We start from the raw sequence: 24,243 nt of genomic DNA on the forward strand, positions 1-24,243 counted from the left end.
GCTGTGAGGGTCCAGCTTTGAATTTCCAAAAGATCAGATTGAGCGCCGGTCTGTATTTCGTTGCCACTCCTATCGGCGCGGCGCGCGATATCACGCTCAGGGCGCTGGACGTGCTGGCCTCGGCTGACATGATCGCGGCCGAAGACACGCGCAGCCTGCGCCGGTTGATGGAAATTCACGGGGTGCCTTTGGAAGGCCGGCGCATTCAGGCCTATCACGACCACAGCGGCGCAGGCGCGCGGGGCAGGATACTGGACGCGTTGGCGCAGGGGCAGTCGGTCGCCTACGCCTCGGAAGCCGGGATGCCACTGATCGCCGACCCCGGATACGATCTGGGGCGTCAGGCCGCAGAGGCCGGGCATGTGGTGACCTGCGCCCCGGGCCCCTCGGCCGCCTTGATGGCGTTGACGCTGGCGGGCCTGCCGACAGATGCTTTCTTTTTTGCAGGCTTTCTTCCCAATGCTTCGGGCGCACGAAAAACGCGGATCGAGGCCCTGCGCGACATTCCGGGAACCCTGGTCTTTTACGAATCGCCCAAACGCGTCTCTGCCAGCTTGAAAGACCTGGCTCTTGTTTTGGGCGAAGGCAGGCCGGCGGCTCTGTGCCGGGAATTGACCAAAAAGTTCGAAGAAGTTCGACGCGGCACATTGGCAGAGCTGGCGTCAGAGTTTGCGGACACATCCCCAAAAGGCGAAATCGTTTTGCTCGTGGATCGCGGGCATTCGCAATCTGTTAACGAAACGGACGTAGAAGAGGCTTTGGTGCAGGCCTTGGAAACCCATTCCGTGCGGGATGCAGCGGATCTTGTGGCCGAGATGTTTAAACTGCCGCGCCGTCCGATCTATCAAAAGGCGCTGAAACTGGGAAAGGGATGATGTGGTGCAACGATCTGTCCAAAGCTCGGTTTCTTATCATGCAGGTCAGGCGGCAGAACACATCGTTGAGTCAAAGTATGAGCGCTGCGGATACCGCATCCGCCAGCGCCGTTGGCGCGGGCGCGGGGGCGAGATTGATCTGATCGTGGAAGGCCCGGACACGCTCGTTTTTGTCGAGGTCAAGAAAAGCGACAGTTTCGAAAAGGCAGCGGCCAGAATTACGCGTCGCCAGATGGATCGAATAGCCGCGTCTGCCCAGCAATTCCTCGAAGGGGAACCACAGGGCCAGCTGACCAATATGCGCTTTGATGCGGCGTTGGTGGACGCCACTGGTGCTGTTCAAATTATTGAAAACGCGTTCGGGCATGATTGATCCCCATTGAACCCTTGGCCACGCTGAGCCATGTATCGGGCGTGGAATTGAGGGATATGCCATGAAAATCGCCTTTCAGATGGACCCGATCGGGGACGTGGACATCAACGCCGACAGCTCGTTCCGGCTGGCGGAAGAAGCGCAGGCGCGGGGGCACGAGCTGTTTTTCTACGGCCCCGATCAATTGGCCTATCAGGAAGGGCGGATCACGGCGCTGGGCCAGGACATGAAAGTGCAACGCGTGGCCGGTGACCCGGCCATCCTTGGGCCCGAACACGAGGTTGATCTGGCCGAGTTCGATGTCATCTGGCTGCGTCAGGACCCGCCCTTTGACATGCATTACATCACGTCGACGCATCTGCTGGACCGGCTCAAGGGTCAGGCATTGGTGGTGAATGATCCGTTCTGGGTGCGGAACTACCCGGAAAAACTGTTGGTTTTGGATTTCCCCGACCTGACCCCGCCCACGACGATTGCACGCGACCTGCGCACCATCAAAGCGTTCAAGGAAAAGCACGGCGATATCATCCTGAAACCGCTTTACGGTAACGGCGGTGCAGGGGTTTTCCGCCTTGAACAGGGAGACCGGAACCTGACCTCATTGCATGAGCTTTTCACCGGTTTCTCACGTGAGCCGCTGATTGTGCAAAAATTCCTGCCTGATGTCAGCAATGGCGACAAGCGTGTCATTCTGGTTGACGGTCAACCTGTCGGTGCCATCAACCGCGTTCCTGCCAAGGGTGAGACACGCTCGAACATGCATGTGGGTGGACGGCCGGAAAAGGTAGGCCTGACCGAGCGCGATCTGGAAATCTGTGCCGCCATCGGCCCATTGCTGAAAGAAAAGGGACAGATTTTTGTCGGGATCGACGTCATCGGCGACTATCTGACCGAAATCAACGTAACCTCGCCCACCGGCATTCAAGAGCTTGAACGGTTTGACGGTGTGAACATCGCCGGCAAGATCTGGGAGGCGATTGAGGCCAAGGTCTAGGCGGCAACCCGAGCGCTGGCGCGAAAGCTCAGCGCCTCGGCCACATGCGGGCGTCGTATGTCTTTAGCGCCTTCAAGGTCCGCAACGGTTCGGGCGACCCTCAGGATGCGGTGAAACGCCCGGGCTGACAGGCCGAACCGATCCGCCGCCTTTAGCAACAGCTCTTTCCCCTCGGCGTCAGGTGCCGCGATTTCCTCCAGCAGTTTGCCTTCGACATCGGCGTTTTGGCGCGTCTTCGGGGTATCGCGAAAGCGCTGGGCCTGAATGGCCCGAGCGGCCTCGACCCGTGCTGCGATATCCGCCGAACTGTCGCCAGAGGGCGGCAGATCCAGATCGGTGAACGCAACAGGGGGCACCTCGATACGCAGATCGAAACGATCCATCAGCGGGCCGGAGATGCGGGAGAGGTAATCCTCACCACAGCCCGGCGCGCGAGAGCACGCGCGGGACGGATCGCTGAGATATCCGCATTTGCAGGGATTGGCTGCAGCCACCAGCATGAAGCGGCAGGGATATTTTACATGCGCGTTGGCGCGGGCCACCATGACCTCGCCGGTCTCAATGGGCTGGCGCAGCGTTTCCAAAACGGTGCGTGGAAATTCAGGGAATTCATCCATGAACAGCACGCCATTATGCGCCAGCGAAATCTCACCGGGTTTGGCGCCTTTGCCGCCGCCGACAATCGCCGCCATCGAGGCCGTGTGATGCGGTTCGCGAAAGGGTCGCGTTCTGCTGATACCGCCCTGATCGATCAGCCCGCAAAGCGACTGGATCATCGAGGTCTCTAACGCTTCGGTTGGCGTCAGCGGTGGCAGAATACCCGGCAGGCGCGCGGCCAGCATCGATTTCCCGGACCCAGGTGTACCGATCATGATCAGGTGGTGACGACCCGCGGCGGCGATTTCCAACGCCCGTTTTGCACGTTCCTGCCCTTTGACGTCCCGCATATCGCGGCTGCTCGGGTCCAGGGTCACCTCGCCCGGCCTTGCGGCGGGGAGCGGCGCTTGCCCGGTGAAATGGCGCACGATGTCGCCCAGCGACTCTGCCCCAATGACCTGTGTTGCATCGACCCATGCGGCCTCGGCGCTTGAGGCGCTGGGGCACACGAGACTGCGTTCCTCCGCGGCAGCGGTCATCGCGGCGGGCAGGGCGCCGACCACGGGTACCAGTGATCCGTCCAGCGAAAGCTCTCCTAACGCGAGCGAGCCTTCGGCGGCATCTGCGGGAATGATATCCAGTGCAGATAGCAATGCCATCGCGATAGGCAGGTCAAAATGACTGCCTTCTTTCGGCAAATCGGCTGGGGACAGGTTGATTGTAATCCGTTTTGACGGCAACGCGATGGCCATGGCGCTGAGCGCGCTGCGGACCCGATCGCGTGCCTCGGACACGGCCTTATCCGGCAACCCCACGATCGAGAAGGCAGGCAAGCCGGGTGACACGCCGCACTGAACCTCAACCGGGCGGGCATCAACCCCTTGAAACGCAACCGTATGAGCGCGACAGACCATGGCTTCCCTGTTCTTGGTTAACAGGACGTTGCTGCCATGGCTGCGGTTTAGGAATCGTTAACGGCGGCGACCATTTTGGTGAATTGCGGCCAAGCCCCGGGGTCTGCGACGGTTTTGTCGCGGCAGAACGCGTTGCACATGCCCCAGATTTGCCCGTCCAGTTCCATCAGATGCGTTACCGGTTTTCCCGAATAGGGGCAGGCGGCATTCAAAGCGGTTCCACTCTCGACCGGCTTGGCCTGAGCTGCGGTACCAATGGGCCAATCCCGCGTTTCCAGATCCAGCGCATAGGGAAACGGCTCATATGAAACCGTCATTGCCATGGCGCGCCAGCGCCGGGCGGCTGGCATGCTTAGCAGGTCCATGCAATAGGCGAGGTTGGCCTCGGACACGGGCAAACCGTATCCGACAATGCGCGCCGCGACCGGCGTGTAGAACACATCCGCCAGCGAATACGCCCCGAACAATGGCCCGCTTGTAGCCCCGGAGACAGAGCGCGCATGGGCCCAGAGCGTTTCGATGCGTTCAAGGTCTGCGCGCGTTTCAGATGCGGGCGAGAAACCTTGCCAGCAGTACAGCATTTGCATGGGGCATTCGCCGCGCAAGGCCTGAAATCCGGCAACCATTTCCGCGCTTAGCCAGCGGGCTGTGGCGCGGGCCGCAGGGTCTTGTGGCCAGAGGCCCGCGTCAGGGTGACGCTCTGCCAGCGTTTCGGCCATTGCCAGACTCTCGCCGACAACCGTGCCATCTGGCAGTCGCAAGGCGGGAACCAGTCGAGCGGGGGCCAATTCGGCCATGTCATCGGCCATTGTACCGGAATAAAGGCCGATCATATGGCTGCGATAGGGCAGGCCGAATTGTTCCAGCATCAGCCAGCCGCGCATGGACCAGCTTGAAAACAACCGGTCCCCGATAAAGAGATCATAGGTCATGGACCAACGATGCGGCAGGGTAATCCAAAGGTAAAACAGTGAATTGTGCGCGCGCCGATCACGGAAGGTGATTGATGCGCCCGACCGACCACTGGCTGTCATGGTAAGCGATCTCAGTGACCGAGAGATTGTCGATCCGATGCGACAACGCTTGGTTCGCATCGACGCCCAACGCGCGCTGAACTTGGGTCAGGATGACCCCGAAATGCGCGACGATGATCAGATCTTGCCCGGCAAAGTCGCCGACCAGCTGATCGACGGCCCGATTGGCGCGGGCACACACATCGTTCCAGCTTTCGCCATTTGGCGGGCGGACCTCGCCCGGATTGTCCCAATAGGCAAAGGCGCGTTCGGGATCTTCTGCTTCGATATCAGCGAAGGCGCGCAGCTCCCATGTTCCGAAATTGATTTCGCGCAGATCGCGATGATGCGGCAACCGTCGGCGTGACCCTTGTATGGCCGTTGCGGTATCGGCAGCCCGCGACAGATCAGATGACACGACCACCGCCTCGGTGGGCAAATGGAAGCTGAGCCGGTCAATCGCGGCCTGATCGCTCAGGTCTGCGGGCAGATCAGACCAGCCGACCATCGTCTTGGCATGGGTCGGACCGTGCCTAACCAGATGCAGACGGGTCATGGCAACTGCCCTTTCAGGACTTGGGGCAAACCGGCTGCGACCTGAACCACCAAATCGGCTTGCGCTGCCAAAGCGATGTTCAACCGGCCTTGTGCCTCACGAAACGTACGGGCCAGTGCATTGTCCGGTACGATTCCGTGTCCAACTTCGTTTGAAACGATGACGATTTCGCCCTGACATGCGTCCAGCGCTGAAAACAGAGCGTCCTGTGCTTGTTCCAGGTCGTGCTCGGCCAGCAGATGGTTGGTCAGCCACATGGTGGCGCAGTCGATCAGACAGATATCCGCGTCTGTAACGCCGGAGAGTGCGGGATGCAGATCCAACGGTGCCTCGATGGTTGTCCACCCGCCGCCCCGTTGCGCAATATGCAGATCGACCTTGTTGCGCATCTCGTCATCAAACACTTGTGATGTCGCAAGGTAAATACGGTTTTTCTTAGATGAAACAACAAGTTGCTCGGCATAGGCCGACTTACCCGAAGCCGCACCGCCCAATATAAAGGTTAAATTGGGACGCACTGTTGTTACCTTTCTGGTGATCCACCCCGTGCTGTCCTGCGTATCGACCACAGGTCGGCAAGGCAAGCCCGGCCAGCGCCGACAAAATGGGAGAGTTGCATGGCACTGGACAATGCGAACGATTTTTCGATGTCCCGACAGGCGATGAAGGCCGAGTTGCTGGACGCTGAAACCGAGTTGAAGCTGGCATATGCCTGGCGAGACGAACGGGACGAACAGGCCCTGCATCGGTTGATCACAGCCTATATGCGGCTTGCGATTTCCATGGCGGCCAAGTTCAAACGGTATGGCGCGCCGATGAATGATCTGATCCAGGAGGCCGGTCTGGGCCTGATGAAAGCGGCCGACAAGTTTGACCCGGATCGCGGCGTGCGGTTCTCGACCTATGCGGTCTGGTGGATCAAGGCCAGCATCCAGGACTATGTGATGCGCAACTGGTCGATGGTGCGCACAGGTTCGACCTCGTCCCAGAAATCACTGTTTTTCAACATGCGCCGGGTTCAGGCCCGGTTGGAGCGGGAAGCCGCCACCGAAGGTCAGGATTTGGACCGCCACCAGCTGCATCAATTGATTGCTGCCGAGATCGGTGTGCCCCTGCGCGATGTCGAGATGATGGAAGGCCGGCTTGCAGGTTCGGATTTCTCGCTCAACGCCGTGCAATCTGCGGATGAAGACGGTCGCGAATGGATCGATGCGCTGGAAGATGACAGCGAACAGGCTGCCGAGACCGTTGAAAACAGCCACGATACCGAGCAATTGCGCGAATGGCTGGTAACCGCGATGCAATCCCTGAACGAACGCGAGCGGTTCATCATACGCGAACGCAAGCTGCGCGATCCGGTGCGCACTTTGGAAAGCCTGGGACAGGAACTGGGCCTGTCGAAAGAGCGTGTCCGCCAGCTTGAGGCGGCGGCCTTTGTCAAGATGCGCAAGAACCTTGAAGCGCAGTCGCGTGAGGTGCAACACTTCTTCGCATGAAACAAATTGCGATTCTGGCCTGTTCGGTTGCGCTGTGCCTGGGCTCTGCCCTCTGCGCCGCGGCGGATGATCTGGTCCCCGATGACGTGTTGACGGCGATGCAAGAGGCCGACGTCATTATCCTGGGCGAGATTCACGACAATCCCGGCCATCACATGGTCCAGACCGAAGCGATCGCGGCGATCTCGCCATCCGCTGTGGTGTGGGAAATGATAACCGAGGAAGGCGCGCAGCGTCTGGCGCAAAAGGCGGCCACCAACCCCGAAGAGCTGTCGCGCATTCTGCGCTGGGCTGAATCCGGCTGGCCACCGCTGAGCATGTATTATCCGGTCTTTCAGGCCTCTGATGCGCCGGTCTATGGCGCAATGGTCCCCCGTGCCGCCGCGCGCGCAGCAATGGAACGGGGTGCAGCCACAGCGCTGGGTGCGGATGCGGCACGCTATGGTCTGACCGTACCTCTGGCCGCCGACGATCAGGCCGCGCGCGAAGCCGATCAACTGGCTGCCCATTGTGATGCGATCCCGGTTGAGGCGCTGCCGCAGATGGTTGCGATCCAGCGTCTGCGCGATGCAGTGCTGACCCGTGCGATTCTGGAGGCGACCGAAGAGACCGGCGGCCCGGTCGCGGTCATCACCGGCAATGGGCACGCCCGCAAAGACCGCGGGATTCCGACTTTTCTGTCGCGCATGCGTCCCGGGCTGAAGGTCTTTGTGCTGGGTCAGGCAGAGGGCGGGCAGATCGAAGGCGAGTTTGACGCGGTGATCGACAGCCCCTTGGTTCAGCGCGAAGATCCCTGCAAAGCGTTCGAGACAGACAATTAACTGCTGGAACTCGGATACCGCGTTGCCTAATCTCTGGGGCGACCGGGAGGGGAAGGGCTGAACATGCTGGCATCCAAACGTATTCTGCTGATCATCGGCGGAGGGATCGCGGCCTATAAGTCGCTGGACCTGATCCGCCGCTTGGCCGAGCGCGGCGCGCAGGTCACACCGGTTCTGACACGCGCAGCCGAGGAATTCGTGACACCGCTTTCCGTATCGGCTCTGGCCGGTCAAAAGGTCTATCGCGACCTGTTTGATCTGACGGATGAGGCCGAGATGGGTCATATTCAATTGTCACGTTCCGCCGATCTGATTGTTGTGGCCCCGGCAACGGCGGACCTGATGGGCAAGATGGCTGGGGGTCTGGCGAGTGATCTGGCCTCGACCTTGTTGATGGCAACGGACACGCCGGTTCTGTGTGCGCCCGCGATGAATGTGCGCATGTGGGACCACCCAGCGACACAGCGGAACCTCGCGCAGCTTAAGGCAGACGGCATCCACTTTGTCGGCCCGAACGAAGGGGACATGGCGTGCGGTGAATACGGACCCGGCCGCATGTCAGAACCGCTTGAGATCGTTGTGGCGGTCGAGGGCTTGCTGACGGACGGACCGCTAAAGGGCAAACGCATCATCATCACCTCGGGGCCGACGCATGAACCCATTGATCCCGTGCGATACATCGCCAACCGGTCGTCCGGGGCGCAAGGCACAGCCATAGCGCGTGCCCTGTCGGCATTGGGGGCCGAGGTCGTTTTTGTGACCGGCCCGGCGGACATCCCTGCGCCGGAAGGAGTGCAGGTGGTTGCGGTCGAGACGGCCCAGCAGATGTCGGATGCGGTTGATGCCGCCTTGCCTGCCGACGCCGGGGTCTTTGCCGCAGCAGTCGCCGACTGGCGCGTCGCCAGCGCCTCGGATCAGAAGCTGAAGAAATCCCGCGACGGTCTGCCTGCGCTCGAATTTGCCGAGAACCCGGATATCCTGAAACGCGTGGCGCATCTGAAAAGCGGGCGGCCCGGGCTGGTTGTCGGGTTTGCCGCAGAAACGGACAACGTTATCGAACACGCCACGGCCAAGCGGGCGCGCAAGGGGTGCGACTGGATTGTGGCCAATGATGTCAGCCCGTCAACCGGGATCATGGGCGGTGCCGAGAATGCGGTGACCCTGATTTCCGATCAGGGGGCCGAGGAATGGCCACGCATGGGCAAGGATGTGGTCGCAAACAGGCTGGCCCAGAAAATCGCCGAGGCTTTGGCGACGTGATCGCAGTTTAAGACAAACGAGGGAGCAAAGATGGTCGCAATTCGTGTGATCCGCGAAGATTGGGCTGATCCGGGCGTGGCACTGCCGTCTTACGAAACGACGGGTGCCGCTGGCGCAGACGTGCGCGCGAACCTGCCGGACAAAACGGCCATCGTTCTGCAACCCGGCGCGCGATTTCTGGTGCCCACAGGGCTGCGGATCGAAATCCCGCCGGGGTTCGAGGTGCAGGTCAGGCCGCGATCCGGGTTGGCGCTCAAACATGGCATCACGCTGCCCAACACGCCGGGCACCATTGACAGCGACTATCGCGGGCCACTGGGGGTGATCGTGATGAACGCGGGGCAAGAGGCGTTCCAAATTGCCCATGGTGACAGGATCGCTCAGTTGATCGTCGCACCCGTGGTGCAGGCCAGTTTTGAAACCGTTGACGCGCTGGGCGAAACTGATCGCGGTGTGGGCGGTTTCGGTTCGACCGGGCGCGGCTGATGTTGCTGGTTTTGTTCCTTGTGGCCGGGCTTTGGGGTGTTGGCTATTTGGCCGGGGCCTCTCGGACCGCGCGGATCGTGTCTGTGGCCGCATTGCTGACGGGTGTCGTTCTTGCGCATCTAGTGTTGCCCGACGGGCATCCTCTGCGCGAGGCGACGGGCGGATCTGCTGCGATGTGGTTGATTTTGGGGGGCGGTGCCCTGCTGGTTCTTTTGTATGCAAAAGGTCTAAGGGCGTTGCGAAACAAGGCAGAAAAAACACCGATGGACCAACCGGCTAAACCATCCGATCAATTCACTGAAACCGAATTGGAACGCTATGCGCGCCATATCGTCTTGCGCGAACTGGGCGGACCGGGTCAAAAGCGGCTAAAGAAAGCGCGGGTGCTGGTGATTGGCGCTGGCGGATTGGGCGCGCCTGCGCTGCAATACCTGGCCGCAGCGGGTGTCGGTACGATTGGTGTTATCGACGATGATGTCGTGGAAAATGCCAACCTGCAGCGGCAGGTCATTCACCGCGATCCCGATATCGGAATGCCCAAGGTCTTTTCGGCGCAACAGGCGATGAAGGCTCAGAACCCCAACGTGGTGGTCCTGCCGTATCATCGCCGATTGACCGAGGATATCGCTGCGGATCTGTTTGCGGATTTCGATCTGATCCTGGATGGCACCGACAATTTTGACACCCGGTATCTGGCTAATCGCACCGCCGCTGCTGCGGGCAAACCGCTGATCTCAGGCGCCTTGTCGCAATGGGAAGGACAGCTGAGCGTGTTTGACCCCGCCACACACGGTCCCTGTTATCAGTGTATTTTCCCCGAAGCCCCGGCAGCCGGTCTTGCGCCATCTTGCGCTGAGGCGGGGGTGATCGGACCTCTGCCCGGGGTGGTGGGGTCGATGATGGCCGTCGAAGCGATCAAGGTGATCACGGGCGCAGGGCAGGCCTTGCGCGGTGAGATGCTGATCTATGACGCGCTTTATGGGGAAAGTCGCAAGATCACATTGTCCAGACGCGACGATTGTCCGATCTGTGGTGCGGCGGATTAGTTTAACAATACCGCAAGCCGCTCTGGATCATTTGACCCGGCTTACCTAGCTATAGGTTCAAAGGAGATCTGAATGACCAACCCGATCCTGTCCGACTGGACCACGCCATTCGAAATCGCACCGTTCGAGGCGATTTCCGACGATGATTTTGCGCCCGCCCTGGACGACGCATTAAAGGCGCATAACGCGGAAATCGACGCAATCGCGGCCAATCCCGAAGCGCCTACTTTTGCCAATACGGTCGAAGCGCTTGAGGCGGCGGGTGAGCAGTTGGACAAGGTTTCGTCGGTGTTCTTCACCGTCGCTGGCGCAGACAGCAACCCAAAACGCGAAGAGTTGCAGCGGGCATTTTCCCCAAAACTGGCCGCGCATTTCTCGGGCATTTCCTCAAACAAGGCCCTGTTTCATCGGGTTGCCGATCTGTGGGCCCACCGGGATGACCTGGGCCTGACAGATGAACAGGCCCGTGTTCTGATGCTGTCCCATCGCGGGTTTGTCCGCGCAGGTGCGGCGCTGGAAGGTGACGCAGATGCCCGGATGCAAGTGATCAAGGCGCGTCTGGCCTCGCTGGGCACATCTTTTACCCAGAACCTTCTGGCGGATGAGCGGGATTGGTACATGGACCTGTCCGAAGACGACCTGCAAGGCCTGCCGGGTTTCGTCGTGGACGCGGCGCGCGCTGCGGGGGCGGAAAAGGGGGCGGACGGTCCGGTGGTGACTCTGTCACGGTCGATCATTGTACCGTTCCTGCAATTCTCGCCGCGTCGCGATCTGCGCGAGAAAGCCTATCGTGCCTGGACCGCACGTGGGGCCAACGGCGGTGAGACTGACAATCGGGACATCGCAGCCGAGATCCTGAAATTGCGGGAAGAACGCGCCAAGCTTTTGGGCTATGACAGCTTCGCCGACTACAAGCTGGAAACCGAGATGGCCCGCACTCCGTCTCGGGTGCGCGATCTGTTGATGCAGGTTTGGGACCCCGCAAAGACCCGCGCTGATGCGGACGCGGACGTTCTGACCGAAATGATGCAAGAGGACGGCATCAACGGCCCTCTGGCGGCATGGGATTGGCGTTACTATGCCGAGAAACGCCGCAAGGCAGAACATGATCTGGATGAGGCGGCATTGAAACCCTACCTGCAACTCGATCGTATGATCGAGGCGGCGTTTGCCTGTGCAAACCGCTTGTTCGGGTTGGCGTTCAAACCACTGGACGTGCCGCTCTATCACCCCGATTGTCGCGCGTGGGAGGTGAAGCGCAACGGTCAGCACGTCGCCGTCTTCATCGGTGACTATTTCGCGCGAGGCTCAAAGCGCTCGGGCGCGTGGTGCAGCGCGATGCGCGGGCAGGCGAAGTTTCCGAAGACGCAGGCGCCTGTGGTGATCAATGTCTGCAACTTCGCCAAGGGCGATCCGGCGCTGTTGTCCTATGACGATGCCCGCACGCTGTTTCACGAATTCGGCCATGCGCTGCACCAGATGCTGTCGAATGTGACTTATGAAAGTATCTCGGGCACGTCCGTGGCGCGGGATTTCGTGGAACTGCCCAGCCAGCTTTATGAGCACTGGTTGGAAGTGCCCGAGGTTCTGGCAGAGTTCGCGACACATGCCGAAACCGGTGAAGCAATGCCGCAAGAGATGCTGGACAAGGTGCTGAGTGCCGCCAATTTCGATCAGGGATTCCAGACGGTCGAATATGTCGCCTCGGCCCTGGTTGATCTGGCGTTTCATGAGGGCGCGGCCCCGGCTGATCCAATGGAAAAACAGGCGCAGGTTCTGGCTGATTTAGGCATGCCGCAGGCCATCGGAATGCGCCACGCGACGCCGCATTTCGCCCATGTGTTTGCCGGTGACGGATACAGCTCGGGCTATTACAGCTATATGTGGTCCGAAGTGATGGATGCCGATGCGTTTGCGGCCTTTGAAGAGGCCGGCGGTGCCTTTGACCCAGAACGCGCAAAGGCGTTGGAGGACAATATTCTGTCCACCGGAGGCTCGCGCGAGGCCGAAGACCTCTACCTGGCGTTCCGGGGCCGGTTACCGGGGGTCGAGGCGCTGCTGAAAGGCCGTGGCCTGATCGCTGCCTAGTACCCCAGATCACGGTCGACGAGGTGCAGGAACGGCTCACCCGCCTCACCTCGTCTGATGTTCTCGCAAATGACCTGTGCTGCTGTGGGTGGTCGCGTTTCCGACGCGATATGCGGGGTCACGGTCACATTCGGATGCGCCCAATAGGGGTGATCAGCGGGCAGGGGTTCTACGCGGAACACATCCAGCGTGGCATGCCCAACCTGGCCTTTGTTCAGCGCATCCAGCAACGCATCGTCGTCGATCAGAGGTCCGCGCCCCGGGTTGATGATCTTTGCGCCCTTGGGCAGCCAGGCCAGCGTTTTGGCGTTCAACGTATTCTCGGTCGCGGGTGTTTCGGGCAAAAGAAGCACAACGATTTCGGCCTGCGACAACGCCTCGCGCAGACCGGCATCACCATGCAGACAGGTGACGCCGGGAATGTCCTTGGGCGTGCGGCTCCAACCAATTGTATGGAAGTGCAAGGCAGACAGGGCCTCGGCAGCGGCCTTGCCCAAAGCCCCAAGGCCAAGGATGCAAACCGTGCGATCCTGCGCCAGCGGCGGGGGCGCGGGCACCCAGTTTCCGTCCTGCTGCGTAATGTGGCTGTCCATGCCAAGGTGATAGCGCAGCACGTGACCCACGACCCATTCGGTCATGCCGCGCGCCAGCCCATGGTCCACCATACGCGCCAGCGGAACGGTCAGGCTCTTATTGTCCGCAATCTTCTCGACCCCGGCCCACAGGCTGAGAACGGCTTTCAACCGATTGAAGGGGGTGAAATCCGATACCCCACCGTTGGGGGCATAAACGACATAGTCCACCTGATCCGGCGGAAAGTCGGTCGCCAGATGAAAGTCCAGCCCCGCCTCTTTCAAGCCCTTTTCCAGCAGCGGCTGATACAAGGGCCACAAGCCAGGGCGCGCGGAAAACAGGACATTGACTGTCATAAGGGGCCTTTCAGATTACCGGGGGCGGTGGATATGGGCGCTTTGCACGATACCAAAGGCCGCCATCAGCACCAGCATGGCCGAGCCGCCATAGCTGACCATTGGCAGCGGCACGCCCACAACCGGGGCAAGCCCCATGACCATCGACATATTGACGGCAAAGAACAGGAAAAAGTTCAATCCGATGCCCAGCGTCACCAGTGATGAGAACCGGTCTTTGGTCGAAAGCGCGGTGACCATGCAGAAGATAAGGATCAGGCCGTAGAGGATCAGAAGGGTAATGCCACCGACAAAGCCGAACTCTTCGGCAAGCGTCGTGAAGATGAAATCGGTGTGTTTTTCCGGCAGGAAGTTCAGGCGTGATTGAGTTCCCTGCATGAACCCGCGCCCGTTCCAGCCGCCCGAGCCCAGGGCGATCTTGGATTGGGTAATATGATACCCGGCCCCAAGCGGATCGGTCGAAGGGTCCAGAAACGTATCGATGCGGCGGAATTGATAGTCCTTGAGCAATTGCCAATCGGTGCCCCGGCTATTGAAGACCGTGGCGATCAGGCCAACAACCGCGGCGATGACGGCTGCGAAATAGGCCCAGTGGACACCGGCCAGAAACATCAACCCGCCGCCGGCCGCAAGCAGCAGGATTGAGGTACCCAGATCGGGCTGTTTCAGAACCAGGGCAGTCGGGACCAGGATCAGCACAACCGGGATCAACACCCATAAGGGGCGCGAAGTTTTGTGCGAGGGTAGCCAGTCGTAATAGGCGGCCAGCAACATCACCAGCGTGACCTTCATCAATTCGGACGGTTGCAGGCGCATGAAACCCAGGTCGATCCAGCGCTGCGCTCCCATACCGACGGTCCCGACCAGCTCAACCAGAACAAGCAATCCGATTGAGCCCAGATAGGCCACGACGGACATGTTGCGCCAGAACCAGATCGGAACAATTGCCACGATGAACATGGCCGCCATGCCCAACCCGAACCGTTCCATCTGGGGCTCGGCCCATGGCGTCCACGACCCACCGGCCACGGAAAACAGCATCAGGAACCCGGCGCAGGCCACGCTGATCAGCAACAGCGTCAGTGGCCAGTTCATATACAGGACTTTGCGAAATCCCGATGGTGTGGATTTGACAGCGTATTCTAAATAGCTCATGCGCGATCCTTGCCATCCGGACGCGCTTTGGGACGACGGTCGCCCTCAAGCTGTTTTTGCTGTTCCTTGATCCGTTCGCGATCCCCTGCGGGATAGGCCTCAAGCGGAGGAGTGCCGTTGTAAAGCGCCTGAAGCATGATGTCCCGGGCAACGGGTGCGGCGGCTTTTGATCCGCCGCCGCCATGTTCCACCACAACCGCGATGGCGTATTTGGGTTTGTCATAAGGTGCAAAGCTGACGAACAGCGCGTGGTCGCGTCGCTCCCACGGCAGGTCTTCGTTCCGGATCACACCTGCGGCGCGTTCAGCCTTGGTGATGTTGCGCACCTGACTAGTTCCGGTCTTGCCTGCCATGCGCAGATCATCGGCGATGATCCGGCTGCGATACGCCGTGCCGCCTCGGTCGTTCGAGACCGAGAACATCGCTTTGCGCACCTGTTCCAGATTGTTGTGATTGACGGCCAGCGGCTCGCCCGCGCCCGACGGTTCCTCAACCCCGTTTACTGACCGCACCAGACGCGGTTTGACCGCGCGCCCGGTTGCGATCCGTGCCGTCATAACCGCCAGCTGCAGCGGTGAGGCCAGCATGAAGCCCTGCCCGATCGAGGCATTTGCGGTGTCGCCGACCAGCCAACCTTCGCCATGCACCCGCTCTTTCCACGCTCGATTGGGCGCAAGGCCTGCGGCGACGGCCGACATGGGAATGTCGTGTTTGACGCCGAGGCCAAAGGTGCGGGCCATATCGGATATCTTGTCGATACCTGTCCGAAGGGCCACGTCATAGTAATAGACGTCGCAGCTGCGTTTCAGCGATAGGTTCAAATCGACCGTGCCATGCCCGCCGCGTTTCCAGCAATGAAAGCGGCGGCTGCCAACCTTCAGGTGACCGGGACAGTAAACAGTGTTGCCGGGGCCGATCACACCAGCCTCAAGCGCGGCCATGGCGGTGATCATCTTAAAGGTCGAGCCGGGCGGATAGGTCCCTTGCACCGTTTTGTTGGCCAACGGGCGATAGTTGTCTTCGGTCAGCGTTCGGTAATCGGCGACAGAAATGCCGCGCACAAACAGGTTTGGATCGAAACTGGGGGCCGAACTGATGGCGCGGATATCGCCGGTTTCGCAATCGATCACGACGGCGGCGGCGCTTTCCCCGGCCAGTCGCGCCTGCGCGTATTGCTGCAGATCGGCATCAACAGAAAGCTGCAGATCCGCTCCTGCGGTGCCTTCCTGCCGGTCCAGTTCACGCATGACACGGCCCGTTGCGTTGACCTCGACCCGCTTTGCACCCGCCCGGCCACGCAGATTGATCTCTTGCTTGGCTTCCAGACCGACCTTGCCGATCTGAAAGCGTGGAATGCGCAGAACCGGCTCGGGGTCTTCGATTTGGCTCAGATCATAATCACTGACCGGGCCGACATATCCGACCACATGGGCGAAATCCTCATAGCGCGGGTATTGCCGTGTCATCCCGACCTCGGGCGTGACACCGGGCAGGGCAGGGGCGTTAACGGCAACTTTCGAAATGTCTTCCCACGTCACCTGATCAGCAAGTGTGACCGGAAGGAACGGGGCCGAGCGGCGCATCTCGGTCTTGGCGCGCTCGATCTCTTCCTGGGTCAGGGGGATCAGTTCGGACAGTTTGGTGATGACCTTGTCGATATCACCCGCATCTTCGCGCACCATCACGATTCTGTAGGATTGCGAGTTCTGCCCGATGATCTGCCCGTTGCGGTCGTAGATACGGCCACGGGTGGGCGGGATGAGGCGGATGTTGATCCGGTTTTCCTCGGCCAGAAGGCGATATTCGTCCGCCTGATCCACCTGCATGAACCGCATCCGCGCGGCCAGCCCGCCAATGAAGACGGCCTGTAGACCGCCGAGCACCAGCGCCCGGCGCGGCAGGCGTTTATAGGCAAGGCCCTGCGATTTGGCCTGTTTCGGCTTCATGACCGGCCCCCCAGTGTCGCAGTGTCCGCCGGTGATATGCGCCGCACGCCAAAGGCGCTCTGGCTGAGCAGAACGATCAGGGGATAAATTGCGATAGTCAGCACCACTTGGATCACCACCGGGCCTAAAGCTGCTTGTTGCACGGACAGAATAGCAAGGATCATCCGGTTGAGCACAAAAATTGCAGTGATCACCGCGCCGACCGACGTCCATTCCGCCATGAACCCAAGCTCTCGCATTCCCGGTGCCGCATTTCGCAGATACGACGCCCCAAGCACCACCAATGCGGCCAGCAGGCCCGGAGGGCGTTGGAGCAGAAAATCTGCCATTAGCATGACAAATGCGATGCCGAGGATCGGAACATATTCCGGCCGCCTCAGAACCCAGGCATATGTCAATGCGATCAGCAGATCGGGAAAGGGTAGGCGATCAGGTTTGGTATCGAGCGGCAGCAAATGCAGAAACAGGATCACCAGAGCCAATAGCAGATAGAGGCTCCGTTTGATCCATAGATATGAGACCGGTTTATCCATCCCCAGCCTCCGGCGGGATCAGCGTTGCCTCGGGGCGTTGGGGGCCGACGATACCGCCGGGGTCGCGGATCGGTTGCACCGGTTGATAGCGCAGCACGCGCAGGAACTCCAACCGTTCGAAATCGGCCGACAGCCTGACGCGCAGGCGACCGCCCGGATCGGCCGTGATCTGGCCAATCAGCAAGCCGCCGGGAAAGACGCCGCCATCGCCCGAGGTCACGACACGGTCACCGGGGCGCACCAGCTCGCGGTTCTCAAGGAATTCGACCACCGGCGCTGCAGTGTTATCGCCGGTGACAAGGGCCGTCTGCCCCGAGGGCTGAATGGTGGCCGGTATCGCGCTAGAGGCGTCGGTCATCAGGATCACGCGCGCGGTGTTCGGCCCGACGCCCGAAATCCGGCCCACCACGCCAATCCCGTCCATCGTGGCCCAGCCGTCGATGATCCCATCGCGTTCGCCGACATTCAGCAGAACGGATTGCCGGAAGGGCGAGCCGCTATCGGCCATCACAACGCCGGTCACATATGTCAGGCGCGGATCAAGCCGCACGTTGTTGAGGTCCAGCAGACGCGCGTTTTCCTGCTCCAGCTGCAAGGCGGCCTCTTTCCAGGCGCGCATCAGGCGCAGCTCGCTGCGCAGTTCGCGGTTCTGCTCGCTCAGCCGTTGGTAGCTTTGGAAATCCCGCGCAAGGTTCACAATCGCGGTGACAGGGACCATGGCCCATTCCATTGACGGAACCACCTTGTCCACAACCTGGGCCCGGAACCGTTCAACGCGTGGGCTGTCAATGCGCCAGACCAGAAAGATACCCAGCAGGCACAACACCAAAATCCCCAGCAACAACCGGCGCAGGGGTGTCGTGTATTCGTCGCGCTGTGATCGGTCCTTTGCCACAGGCTACCTTCCCGTGCTGCTCGTGCCCGAGTTCTCACCCCAAAAGGGTGCGCGCCTTAGCTTTCGTAGTCAATCGCGTGGCGCAGCTGTTTTTCATATTCCAGCGCTTTGCCGGTGCCCAAAGCCACACAATTCAGGCTTTCATCTGCAATCGACACGGCCAGACCGGTTTGTTCGCGCAGGGCCAGATCCAGATCGCCCAGCAACGCGCCGCCACCGGTCAGCATGACGCCCCGGTCAACGATATCCGCTGCCAGATCGGGCGGCGTGGTTTCCAGCGCCGTCATGACCGCCTCGCAGATTGCCTGAACGGGCTCTGACAGCGCCTCGGCCACCTGAGCCTGGCTGATTTCGATTTCCTTCGGCACACCATTCAGCAGGTCGCGCCCACGGATATGCATCGACTGGCCCCGGCCATCGTCGGGCATCCGCGCGGTGCCGATGGTGGTTTTGATCCGCTCTGCGGTGGATTCACCGACCAACAGGTTCTGCTGGCGCCGCAGATATGAGATGATGGCTTCATCCATCCGGTCACCACCCACCCGGACCGAGCGCGCATAGACGATGTCTCCCAGCGACAGAACTGCGACCTCGGTTGTACCGCCGCCGATATCAACCACCATATTCCCGGTCGGATCAGTGATTGGCATGCCGGCCCCAATTGCCGCTGCAATCGGTTCGGCAATCAGGCCGGCCCGGCGCGCGCCTGCTGACAGAACCGACTGACGGATCGCGCGCTTTTCCACGGGTGTCGCGCCGTGTGGTACGCAAACGATGATCTTGGGCTTCGAGAAGGTCGAGCGTTTGTGTACCTTGCGGATAAAGTGCTTGATCATTTCCTCGGCGGTGTCGAAATCGGCAATGACGCCTTCACGCATCGGGCGGATCGCTTCGATCGAGCCGGGGGTGCGGCCCAGCATCAGCTTGGCGTCTTCGCCCACGGCCAGAACCTTTTTGACACCGTCCTTCACGTGATAGGCCACCACAGAGGGTTCAGACAGGATCACACCGCGTCCCTTGACATAGACCAATGTGTTCGCGGTTCCGAGGTCAATAGCCATGTCCGCCGTGAACAGGCCGCCCAGATTGCCGAAAATGCCCATATTGTTCCTGATCCCGTTTGTCAGAATTTCCACTGCCCGCGACTCGACGGTTCCGGGACGGATGCCTTATAGGGTGCCATCTCGCCCGGTAAAAGGGCTGATTCCGCGATAGTCAGCACCTTTCCGCTTCTTTGATGGGGACTTTAGAAGGCTTAATGCTGTCTTATCAACACATTTACCACGCCGGGAATCTGGCTGATGTACAAAAACACGGTTTATTGGCCTGGGTGCTGGAATATCTGACCCGAAAAGACAAACCACTGAGCTATGTCGAGACGCATTCGGGGCGAGGCCTTTACCAGCTTGATGCGGTCGAGGCTGTCAAGACCGGCGAGGCGCAATCAGGCATCGTTCGGGCGCAGGCCGAGGGCTGGTTTGGGCCGGATCATCCGATGTCTGGGGTGCTGAACGCGGTGCAGACACGCTATGGGCCTGCGGCATATCCCGGATCCCCCTTGATCGCCGCCAACCTGCTGCGTGATCAGGATTGCGCGCATCTGGCCGAACTGCACCGAAAGGAGCACGCGGCCCTGGCACTGGCAATGTCGCCTTACAACGCCAAAACGTACCACCAGGACGGATTTGAGCTGGCGCAATCGCTTCTGCCGCCAACGCCTCGGCGCGGGATGTTGTTGATCGATCCCAGCTATGAGGTGAAGGCGGATTACGATCGCCTGCCAAAGGTGATTGCCAGCCTGCATCGCAAATGGAATGTCGGCGTGATCGCGCTGTGGTATCCGATCCTGCAGGACAATCGCCACCGCGCGATGGTTAGGGCTTTGAAAGCGCAGAACTTCCCGAAGGTGATCTGCCACGAGGTTCGATTTCCTCCGGCCCGGGAAGGACACTGGATGATCGGGTCGGGCATGTTCATCCTGAATGCGCCCTACGGGATCGAGGCGGAAACGGCACGCCTGTCGGAAATTTTCGCGAAGCTTTGATCTTGAGGCTCCCGCCACGTTTGCCAGCATCAGAGATGCCGTCAAACATGTTGGGCCCGGCACCGCGCCAAGGCGCGGTGCCGGGCCCAAAGCCGCCAGGGGGTCCGGCGAAGCCGGACAACCGCGGGTGCGGGAGCCCTTTGGCTTGTCCTTAGATCAGGTCAAGTCCTTATAGCTGATCTCACGCGTATCGGCACCGGGGCCTGCTTTTTCACGACGCATGATCAGGCGGTTCAGGGCATGGATGTAAGCTTTGGCAGACGCCACGACAGTATCGGTGTTGGCAGATTGCCCGGTGGCTATCATGCCGTCTTCTTCCAGCCGGACAGACACAGTGGCTTGCGCGTCGGTGCCTTCGGTCACCGCATGGACCTCATACAGCTGCAGCCGCGCTGTATTTGGGTAAATCGCCCGGATCGCCTTGAAGGTGGCATCCACCGGGCCATCGCCAAACTCGGTCGCGATTGCGTCTGTGCCGTCGACCTCTATCTCCAGCGTCGCCTCGGCCTGTCCGACGGTGCCGCAGGTCACCTTCATTGAAACAAGCTGCAAGTGATCATTGGCTTCGTCGTCATCCAGCGTCATCAACGCGATCAGATCGTCGTCGAAAACCTCTTTCTTGCGGTCCGCCAGATCCTTGAACCTTACGAAGATGTCCTTGAGCTGATTGTCCCCGATCTCAAAGCCCAGAGTTTCAAGCTTGTCGCGCAGGGCCGCGCGACCCGAATGTTTGCCCAGCGGTAAAGAGGTGCCCGAGAGGCCAATGTCTTCGGGGCGCATAATCTCAAAGTTTTCGCGGTTTTTCAGCATGCCGTCCTGATGGATGCCGCTTTCATGCGCAAAGGCGTTCTTGCCGACGATGGCCTTGTTGAACTGCACGTTGAAGCCTGAAACCGTCGCGACGCGGCGTGAGATATGCATGATCTTGGTGGTGTCGATGCCGGTGTGCCACGGCATGATGTCGTTGCGCGTGCGCAAAGCCATCACCACCTCTTCCAAAGCCGTGTTGCCCGCGCGTTCGCCCAGCCCGTTGATCGTGCATTCGATCTGCCGCGCACCACCCGCGACTGCGGCCAGAGAATTCGCGGTCGCCATGCCAAGGTCGTTGTGGCAATGGGTGGCAAAGACGACCTCATCCGCGCCCGGCACTGTCTCGATCAGGCGTTTGATCAGGTCTGCGGATTCCATCGGAGCCGTATAGCCCACCGTATCAGGAATATTGATCGTGGTTGCCCCCGCCTTGATCGCAATCTCGATCACACGGCAGAGGTAATCCCATTCAGTCCGCGTTGCGTCCATCGGCGACCACTGCACGTTTTCGCAGAGATTGCGCGCGTGGCTGACGGTTTCGTGGATTTTGTCGGCCATTTCATCCTGTGTCAGGTTCGGAATGGCGCGATGCAGCGGCGAGGTGCCGATAAACGTGTGAATCCGGTTTTTTTCGGCGTGTTTCACCGCCTCCCAACAGCGGTCGATATCGGCGAAATTGGCACGGGCCAGCCCGCAGATACGGCTGTTTTTGGCGCGTTGGGCAATCTCGGATACGGCTTTGAAATCGCCTTCGGAGGCGATGGGAAACCCGGCTTCGATAATGTCGACGCCCATGTCGTCCAGCAGCTCGGCAATCTCAAGCTTTTCGTCATGGGTCATGGTTGCGCCGGGACTTTGTTCACCGTCGCGCAAAGTGGTGTCGAAGATCACGACGCGGTCTTGGTCGGTCACATGTGTCATGGGAATTCACTTTCTTCTTCTGTCCTAAAGCCTATGGCGCGCGGGCGTCCTCCTCTGAGCGGGCGCGCCGGATGGCACGCTCAGAGGCGGATTAGGATCAGTAGGCCACGCAGCAACGCACCGCAAAGGGCGGTGTCGGCAAAAGGGATATCTGCGCGGTTGATCATGGGGTTGAGGTTATACAGGTCGGATTGAGAATGAAAAGTGCGAATTTTCAAGCTGCGTTACTCCGAACAGGAAATGGCAGGGAATTTGTTGATCTGACTCCGGGTTCTCCTAGGTTCGATGGCATGGAAAACGCATTGGTTATTGGCGCAAGTGGCGGTATCGGCTCGGCCCTGAGCGCGCAGCTTGGCTCACGCAATGTCCACATCACAGGTCTGTCGAGGTCCATCGACGGGTTGGACCTGACCAACCCGGACGCCGCCGAGGAAAGGCTGGCGCAGTTGCGCGGGCCTTTTGATCTGATCCTTGTAGCGTCGGGTGCGCTGGAAATTGATGGGGCGGCCCCCGAAAAGACCGTGCGCGCGATCACGGCGCAGGCGATGATGGATCAGTTTGCCCTGAACGCTATTGGCCCGGCGCTGGTTTTAAAACATGCCGCGCGCCTGCTGCCGCGCGATAGGCGCGCTGTCATAGGAGTGCTGTCCGCACGGGTTGGATCGATTGGGGACAATCGATTGGGTGGCTGGATCAGTTACCGCGCCGCCAAGGCCGCGGTGAACCAGATTGTGCATACAACAGCGATCGAACTGGCGCGAACGCATCCGCAGGCTATCTGCGTGTCTTTGCATCCTGGGACGGTGAAAACGGCTTTCACCGAGAAATACGTAGGCCGCCACCCGACCGTCGAAGCGGATCAGGCCGCAGCGAACCTTTTGGCTGTCGCAGACAGCCTGACGCCGGAAGAAACCGGAGGGTTTTTTGACTGGGCCGGGAAAACGATCCCCTGGTAGATGGCTTTAGCCGTCGCTTGCCGGTGCGGCCGGTTCTTCAGACTGAGACCCGTCTTCGGCAGAGCCCTCGGCAGGCGCAGCTGATTCTGATCTCAACGCGCCGTTTTCCCAAACACCGGTTTCCACGTCGCCATTGGCATATTTCATGGTGCCGCTGCCCTGTCGCTTGGCGTCCACGAAATTGCCCTCGTAAACATCTCCGTTGGGATAGGTCGCGATACCGGCCCCGGTGATCTTGCCGTTGGTCCACTGCCCGGAATAGCTGAACCCGTTCGACATTTTGATCTCGCCGTCACCGTGACGCTGCCCTTGATCGAAGGCGCCGGTGTAAACGGTGCCGTCCTCATAGGTGGCGGTTCCCTGGCCTTGACGGACACCATCGATCCAGTCGCCATCATAGCTGGACCCGTCGGCAAAGGTCAGAACACCTTTGCCGTGGTTGCGCGCGTTCTTGAACTGGCCTTTGTAAACCGTCCCGTTTGTGAAGCTGGCGGTCCCGGTGCCGTCGATCACACCTGCCACCCAGTCACCGTCATAGCTGGACCCATCGGGATAAACGATGCGGCCTTTGCCATCGGCCAGATCGGCCTTGAAGTCGCCGGTATAGACCGATCCGTCGGGATAGCTGACTTCTCCCAATCCCTCGATCTGACCCTTTGTCCACTCACCGGTATAAAGAAATCCGTCTGTGCCTTTGAACGTCCCCTGACCATGGCGCAAATCGTCGTCGTAATCGCCCTCATACGAGCTGCCATTGGCATAGGTGGCCTTGCCTTTGCCCTGGCGCCGACCTTCGGTCAGATCACCTTCGTAGACGTCACCATTGGCATAAGTCAGACGCCCCTTGCCGGTGATGCGGTCGTCGACCCAATCGCCGTCATAGACCATCCCGTCCGGCTGGGTCAGCGTGCCTTTGCCATTGCGTTTTCCGCCTTTGACATCGCCCTGATATTTGGTGCCGTCGGAATAGCTGATGTTGCCCAGGCCTTCCTTGACACCATCGACCCAATCGCCGTCATACGAATACCCCTCGGGCGTGGTAATCACGCCCTTGCCGTGGTGTTTACCGGCTTTGAACGCACCCTCATAGCGCATTCCATTGGCGTAGTTTGCGATGCCCGCCCCGCTGATCAATCCGCCTGCCCAATCCCCTTCATAGGTGCCGCCATCGTTGAAGGTGATCTTTCCGGTGCCTTCGGGCTGGCCTTTGACAAAAGCGCCCTCATAGATCGATCCATTGGCGTATCGCGCCGTGCCTTGGCCCTGAATTTCGCCTTCGACCCATTCGCCGGTATATTCAAACCCATCGGGCAGCCGATAGGTGCCGGTCCCGTGGCGCAGGCCGTTTTCAAAGGTCCCTTCATAAACGCCGCCAACTTCGTCATCTGCGGTGACGATCTGGCCATCCTGTTGGGCGTCGGCGCTTTGGGCTGTCGCTGCAACAACAAAAGCGGCAATTGAGTTGCGGATCAAATTCATGATGTACCTGCCTGCCTGGGCCTCGGGAATGTGCGTGTTTGCGTGAAACTAGGCCA

The 24,243-nt window shown here is 60.2% G+C and carries 23 protein-coding genes; 11 read left to right on the forward strand and 12 right to left on the reverse strand.

All coding sequences use genetic code 11. The annotated features are described in order from the left end of the window. Positions 1-17: 17 nt before the first annotated feature. The 3 genes from rsmI to gshB all read left to right on the forward strand — a co-directional run bounded on the left by rsmI (position 18) and on the right by gshB (position 2,242). Positions 18-875: a 16S rRNA (cytidine(1402)-2'-O)-methyltransferase gene (gene rsmI / locus ACR0AG_RS15470; RefSeq protein ID WP_480840476.1), complete on the forward strand. Its 858-nt coding sequence runs from the start codon at positions 18-20 to the stop codon at positions 873-875. A 4-nt stretch (positions 876-879) separates the two neighbouring features. Next, positions 880-1,248: a YraN family protein gene (locus ACR0AG_RS15475; RefSeq protein WP_480840478.1), complete on the forward strand. Its 369-nt coding sequence runs from the start codon at positions 880-882 to the stop codon at positions 1,246-1,248. 61 nt (positions 1,249-1,309) lie between these two features. Continuing rightward, a complete protein-coding gene (gene gshB, locus ACR0AG_RS15480) occupies positions 1,310-2,242 on the forward strand; it encodes a glutathione synthase (protein WP_480840480.1) in 933 nt (310 codons plus the stop codon). Here gshB and ACR0AG_RS15485 read toward each other — a convergent pair. From ACR0AG_RS15485 to cobU, 4 genes are read right to left on the reverse strand one after another with little or no spacing between them, the layout of a single operon-like run. After that, the gene (locus ACR0AG_RS15485) at positions 2,239-3,753 is read right to left on the reverse strand and encodes a YifB family Mg chelatase-like AAA ATPase (RefSeq protein WP_480840482.1); all 1,515 of its coding nucleotides are present in this window, start codon (positions 3,751-3,753) and stop codon (positions 2,239-2,241) included. The two genes, gshB and ACR0AG_RS15485, sit on opposite strands and share 4 nt — an antisense overlap. 47 nt (positions 3,754-3,800) lie before the next feature. Then, the gene (locus tag ACR0AG_RS15490) at positions 3,801-4,685 is read right to left on the reverse strand and encodes a glutathione S-transferase (protein ID WP_480840484.1); all 885 of its coding nucleotides are present in this window, start codon (positions 4,683-4,685) and stop codon (positions 3,801-3,803) included. Between the two features lie 58 nt (positions 4,686-4,743). Beyond that, the gene (locus tag ACR0AG_RS15495) at positions 4,744-5,322 is read right to left on the reverse strand and encodes a histidine phosphatase family protein (RefSeq protein WP_480840486.1); all 579 of its coding nucleotides are present in this window, start codon (positions 5,320-5,322) and stop codon (positions 4,744-4,746) included. Beyond that, the gene (cobU, locus tag ACR0AG_RS15500) at positions 5,319-5,840 is read right to left on the reverse strand and encodes a bifunctional adenosylcobinamide kinase/adenosylcobinamide-phosphate guanylyltransferase (RefSeq protein WP_480840488.1); all 522 of its coding nucleotides are present in this window, start codon (positions 5,838-5,840) and stop codon (positions 5,319-5,321) included. The genes ACR0AG_RS15495 and cobU overlap by 4 nt, the downstream gene beginning before the upstream one ends. 99 nt (positions 5,841-5,939) lie before the next feature. Here cobU and ACR0AG_RS15505 point away from each other — a divergent pair, with 99 nt between their 5' ends. The 6 genes from ACR0AG_RS15505 (at position 5,940) to ACR0AG_RS15530 (ending at position 12,519) form a co-directional block, all read left to right on the forward strand. After that, positions 5,940-6,818: an RNA polymerase factor sigma-32 gene (locus tag ACR0AG_RS15505; RefSeq protein ID WP_480840490.1), complete on the forward strand. Its 879-nt coding sequence runs from the start codon at positions 5,940-5,942 to the stop codon at positions 6,816-6,818. Continuing rightward, a complete protein-coding gene (locus tag ACR0AG_RS15510) occupies positions 6,815-7,639 on the forward strand; it encodes a ChaN family lipoprotein (protein WP_480840492.1) in 825 nt (274 codons plus the stop codon). The genes ACR0AG_RS15505 and ACR0AG_RS15510 overlap by 4 nt, the downstream gene beginning before the upstream one ends. Positions 7,640-7,702: 63 nt before the next feature. Further along, positions 7,703-8,899 (forward strand): bifunctional phosphopantothenoylcysteine decarboxylase/phosphopantothenate--cysteine ligase CoaBC, encoded by a 1,197-nt coding sequence (gene coaBC / locus ACR0AG_RS15515; RefSeq protein WP_480840494.1) that lies wholly within the window; start codon positions 7,703-7,705, stop codon positions 8,897-8,899. 30 nt (positions 8,900-8,929) lie between these two features. Then, complete coding sequence (gene dut, locus ACR0AG_RS15520; RefSeq protein WP_480840496.1) at positions 8,930-9,385, forward strand: dUTP diphosphatase; 456 nt, start codon at positions 8,930-8,932, stop codon at positions 9,383-9,385. Then, on the forward strand, positions 9,385-10,431 hold the full coding sequence (locus tag ACR0AG_RS15525; RefSeq protein WP_480840498.1) for a HesA/MoeB/ThiF family protein: 1,047 nt from the start codon (positions 9,385-9,387) through the stop codon (positions 10,429-10,431). Before dut ends, ACR0AG_RS15525 begins: the two co-directional genes overlap by 1 nt. A gap of 72 nt (positions 10,432-10,503) precedes the next feature. Then, a complete protein-coding gene (locus ACR0AG_RS15530) occupies positions 10,504-12,519 on the forward strand; it encodes a M3 family metallopeptidase (RefSeq protein ID WP_480840500.1) in 2,016 nt (671 codons plus the stop codon). Here the strand turns inward: ACR0AG_RS15530 and ACR0AG_RS15535 are convergent. From ACR0AG_RS15535 to ACR0AG_RS15560, 6 genes are read right to left on the reverse strand one after another with little or no spacing between them, the layout of a single operon-like run. Further along, positions 12,516-13,448 carry a 2-hydroxyacid dehydrogenase gene (locus tag ACR0AG_RS15535; protein WP_480840502.1) on the reverse strand — a complete coding sequence of 311 codons (933 nt, stop codon included), beginning with the start codon at positions 13,446-13,448 and terminating at the stop codon, positions 12,516-12,518. The two genes, ACR0AG_RS15530 and ACR0AG_RS15535, sit on opposite strands and share 4 nt — an antisense overlap. A 15-nt stretch (positions 13,449-13,463) precedes the next feature. Further along, the gene (gene rodA / locus ACR0AG_RS15540; protein ID WP_480840504.1) at positions 13,464-14,603 is read right to left on the reverse strand and encodes a rod shape-determining protein RodA; all 1,140 of its coding nucleotides are present in this window, start codon (positions 14,601-14,603) and stop codon (positions 13,464-13,466) included. Further along, positions 14,600-16,549, reverse strand: coding sequence for a penicillin-binding protein 2 (gene mrdA, locus ACR0AG_RS15545; RefSeq protein WP_480840506.1), 1,950 nt, complete (start codon positions 16,547-16,549; stop codon positions 14,600-14,602). Before mrdA ends, rodA begins: the two co-directional genes overlap by 4 nt. Then, positions 16,546-17,082, reverse strand: a complete 537-nt coding sequence (locus tag ACR0AG_RS15550; protein ID WP_480840508.1) for a rod shape-determining protein MreD — start codon at positions 17,080-17,082, stop codon at positions 16,546-16,548. Before ACR0AG_RS15550 ends, mrdA begins: the two co-directional genes overlap by 4 nt. Next, positions 17,075-17,977, reverse strand: coding sequence for a rod shape-determining protein MreC (gene mreC / locus ACR0AG_RS15555; protein WP_480840510.1), 903 nt, complete (start codon positions 17,975-17,977; stop codon positions 17,075-17,077). Before mreC ends, ACR0AG_RS15550 begins: the two co-directional genes overlap by 8 nt. 56 nt (positions 17,978-18,033) lie before the next feature. Continuing rightward, on the reverse strand, positions 18,034-19,080 hold the full coding sequence (locus tag ACR0AG_RS15560) for a rod shape-determining protein (protein ID WP_008756832.1): 1,047 nt from the start codon (positions 19,078-19,080) through the stop codon (positions 18,034-18,036). Between the two features lie 155 nt (positions 19,081-19,235). Between ACR0AG_RS15560 and ACR0AG_RS15565 the strand changes: the two genes are divergently transcribed. Then, positions 19,236-20,021 (forward strand): 23S rRNA (adenine(2030)-N(6))-methyltransferase RlmJ, encoded by a 786-nt coding sequence (locus ACR0AG_RS15565; protein ID WP_480840512.1) that lies wholly within the window; start codon positions 19,236-19,238, stop codon positions 20,019-20,021. 156 nt (positions 20,022-20,177) lie between these two features. Here ACR0AG_RS15565 and ACR0AG_RS15570 read toward each other — a convergent pair whose 3' ends face one another. Continuing rightward, positions 20,178-21,752 carry a 2-isopropylmalate synthase gene (locus ACR0AG_RS15570; RefSeq protein WP_480840514.1) on the reverse strand — a complete coding sequence of 525 codons (1,575 nt, stop codon included), beginning with the start codon at positions 21,750-21,752 and terminating at the stop codon, positions 20,178-20,180. 290 nt (positions 21,753-22,042) lie between these two features. Between ACR0AG_RS15570 and ACR0AG_RS15575 the strand changes: the two genes are divergently transcribed. Further along, positions 22,043-22,708 carry an SDR family NAD(P)-dependent oxidoreductase gene (locus ACR0AG_RS15575; protein ID WP_480840516.1) on the forward strand — a complete coding sequence of 222 codons (666 nt, stop codon included), beginning with the start codon at positions 22,043-22,045 and terminating at the stop codon, positions 22,706-22,708. A 6-nt stretch (positions 22,709-22,714) separates the two neighbouring features. On the opposite strand, the gene ACR0AG_RS15580 is transcribed toward ACR0AG_RS15575, so the two are convergent. Beyond that, positions 22,715-24,187 (reverse strand): MORN repeat-containing protein, encoded by a 1,473-nt coding sequence (locus tag ACR0AG_RS15580; RefSeq protein ID WP_480840518.1) that lies wholly within the window; start codon positions 24,185-24,187, stop codon positions 22,715-22,717. Between the last annotated feature and the right edge of the window lie 56 nt (positions 24,188-24,243).

The organism is Ruegeria sp. H6 (genome assembly GCF_056532975.1).

Excerpts from the sequence above, each read along its gene's own strand:
- gshB (WP_480840480.1), top strand. The coding sequence starts at position 1,310 with ATGAAAATCGCCTTTCAGATGGACCCGATCGGGGACGTGGACATCAAC.
- ACR0AG_RS15565 (WP_480840512.1), top strand. The coding sequence starts at position 19,236 with ATGCTGTCTTATCAACACATTTACCACGCCGGGAATCTGGCTGATGTA.
- ACR0AG_RS15550 (WP_480840508.1), bottom strand. The coding sequence starts at position 17,082 with ATGGATAAACCGGTCTCATATCTATGGATCAAACGGAGCCTCTATCTG.
- ACR0AG_RS15570 (WP_480840514.1), bottom strand. The coding sequence starts at position 21,752 with ATGACACATGTGACCGACCAAGACCGCGTCGTGATCTTCGACACCACT.
- ACR0AG_RS15575 (WP_480840516.1), top strand. The coding sequence starts at position 22,043 with ATGGAAAACGCATTGGTTATTGGCGCAAGTGGCGGTATCGGCTCGGCC.
- ACR0AG_RS15535 (WP_480840502.1), bottom strand. The coding sequence starts at position 13,448 with ATGACAGTCAATGTCCTGTTTTCCGCGCGCCCTGGCTTGTGGCCCTTG.
- ACR0AG_RS15510 (WP_480840492.1), top strand. The coding sequence starts at position 6,815 with ATGAAACAAATTGCGATTCTGGCCTGTTCGGTTGCGCTGTGCCTGGGC.
- coaBC (WP_480840494.1), top strand. The coding sequence starts at position 7,703 with ATGCTGGCATCCAAACGTATTCTGCTGATCATCGGCGGAGGGATCGCG.
- ACR0AG_RS15560 (WP_008756832.1), bottom strand. The coding sequence starts at position 19,080 with ATGGGCATTTTCGGCAATCTGGGCGGCCTGTTCACGGCGGACATGGCT.
- ACR0AG_RS15495 (WP_480840486.1), bottom strand. The coding sequence starts at position 5,322 with ATGACCCGTCTGCATCTGGTTAGGCACGGTCCGACCCATGCCAAGACG.
- ACR0AG_RS15580 (WP_480840518.1), bottom strand. The coding sequence starts at position 24,187 with ATGAATTTGATCCGCAACTCAATTGCCGCTTTTGTTGTTGCAGCGACA.
- dut (WP_480840496.1), top strand. The coding sequence starts at position 8,930 with ATGGTCGCAATTCGTGTGATCCGCGAAGATTGGGCTGATCCGGGCGTG.
- ACR0AG_RS15530 (WP_480840500.1), top strand. The coding sequence starts at position 10,504 with ATGACCAACCCGATCCTGTCCGACTGGACCACGCCATTCGAAATCGCA.
- ACR0AG_RS15505 (WP_480840490.1), top strand. The coding sequence starts at position 5,940 with ATGGCACTGGACAATGCGAACGATTTTTCGATGTCCCGACAGGCGATG.
- ACR0AG_RS15525 (WP_480840498.1), top strand. The coding sequence starts at position 9,385 with ATGTTGCTGGTTTTGTTCCTTGTGGCCGGGCTTTGGGGTGTTGGCTAT.
- mrdA (WP_480840506.1), bottom strand. The coding sequence starts at position 16,549 with ATGAAGCCGAAACAGGCCAAATCGCAGGGCCTTGCCTATAAACGCCTG.
- rodA (WP_480840504.1), bottom strand. The coding sequence starts at position 14,603 with ATGAGCTATTTAGAATACGCTGTCAAATCCACACCATCGGGATTTCGC.
- ACR0AG_RS15485 (WP_480840482.1), bottom strand. The coding sequence starts at position 3,753 with ATGGTCTGTCGCGCTCATACGGTTGCGTTTCAAGGGGTTGATGCCCGC.
- ACR0AG_RS15490 (WP_480840484.1), bottom strand. The coding sequence starts at position 4,685 with ATGACCTATGATCTCTTTATCGGGGACCGGTTGTTTTCAAGCTGGTCC.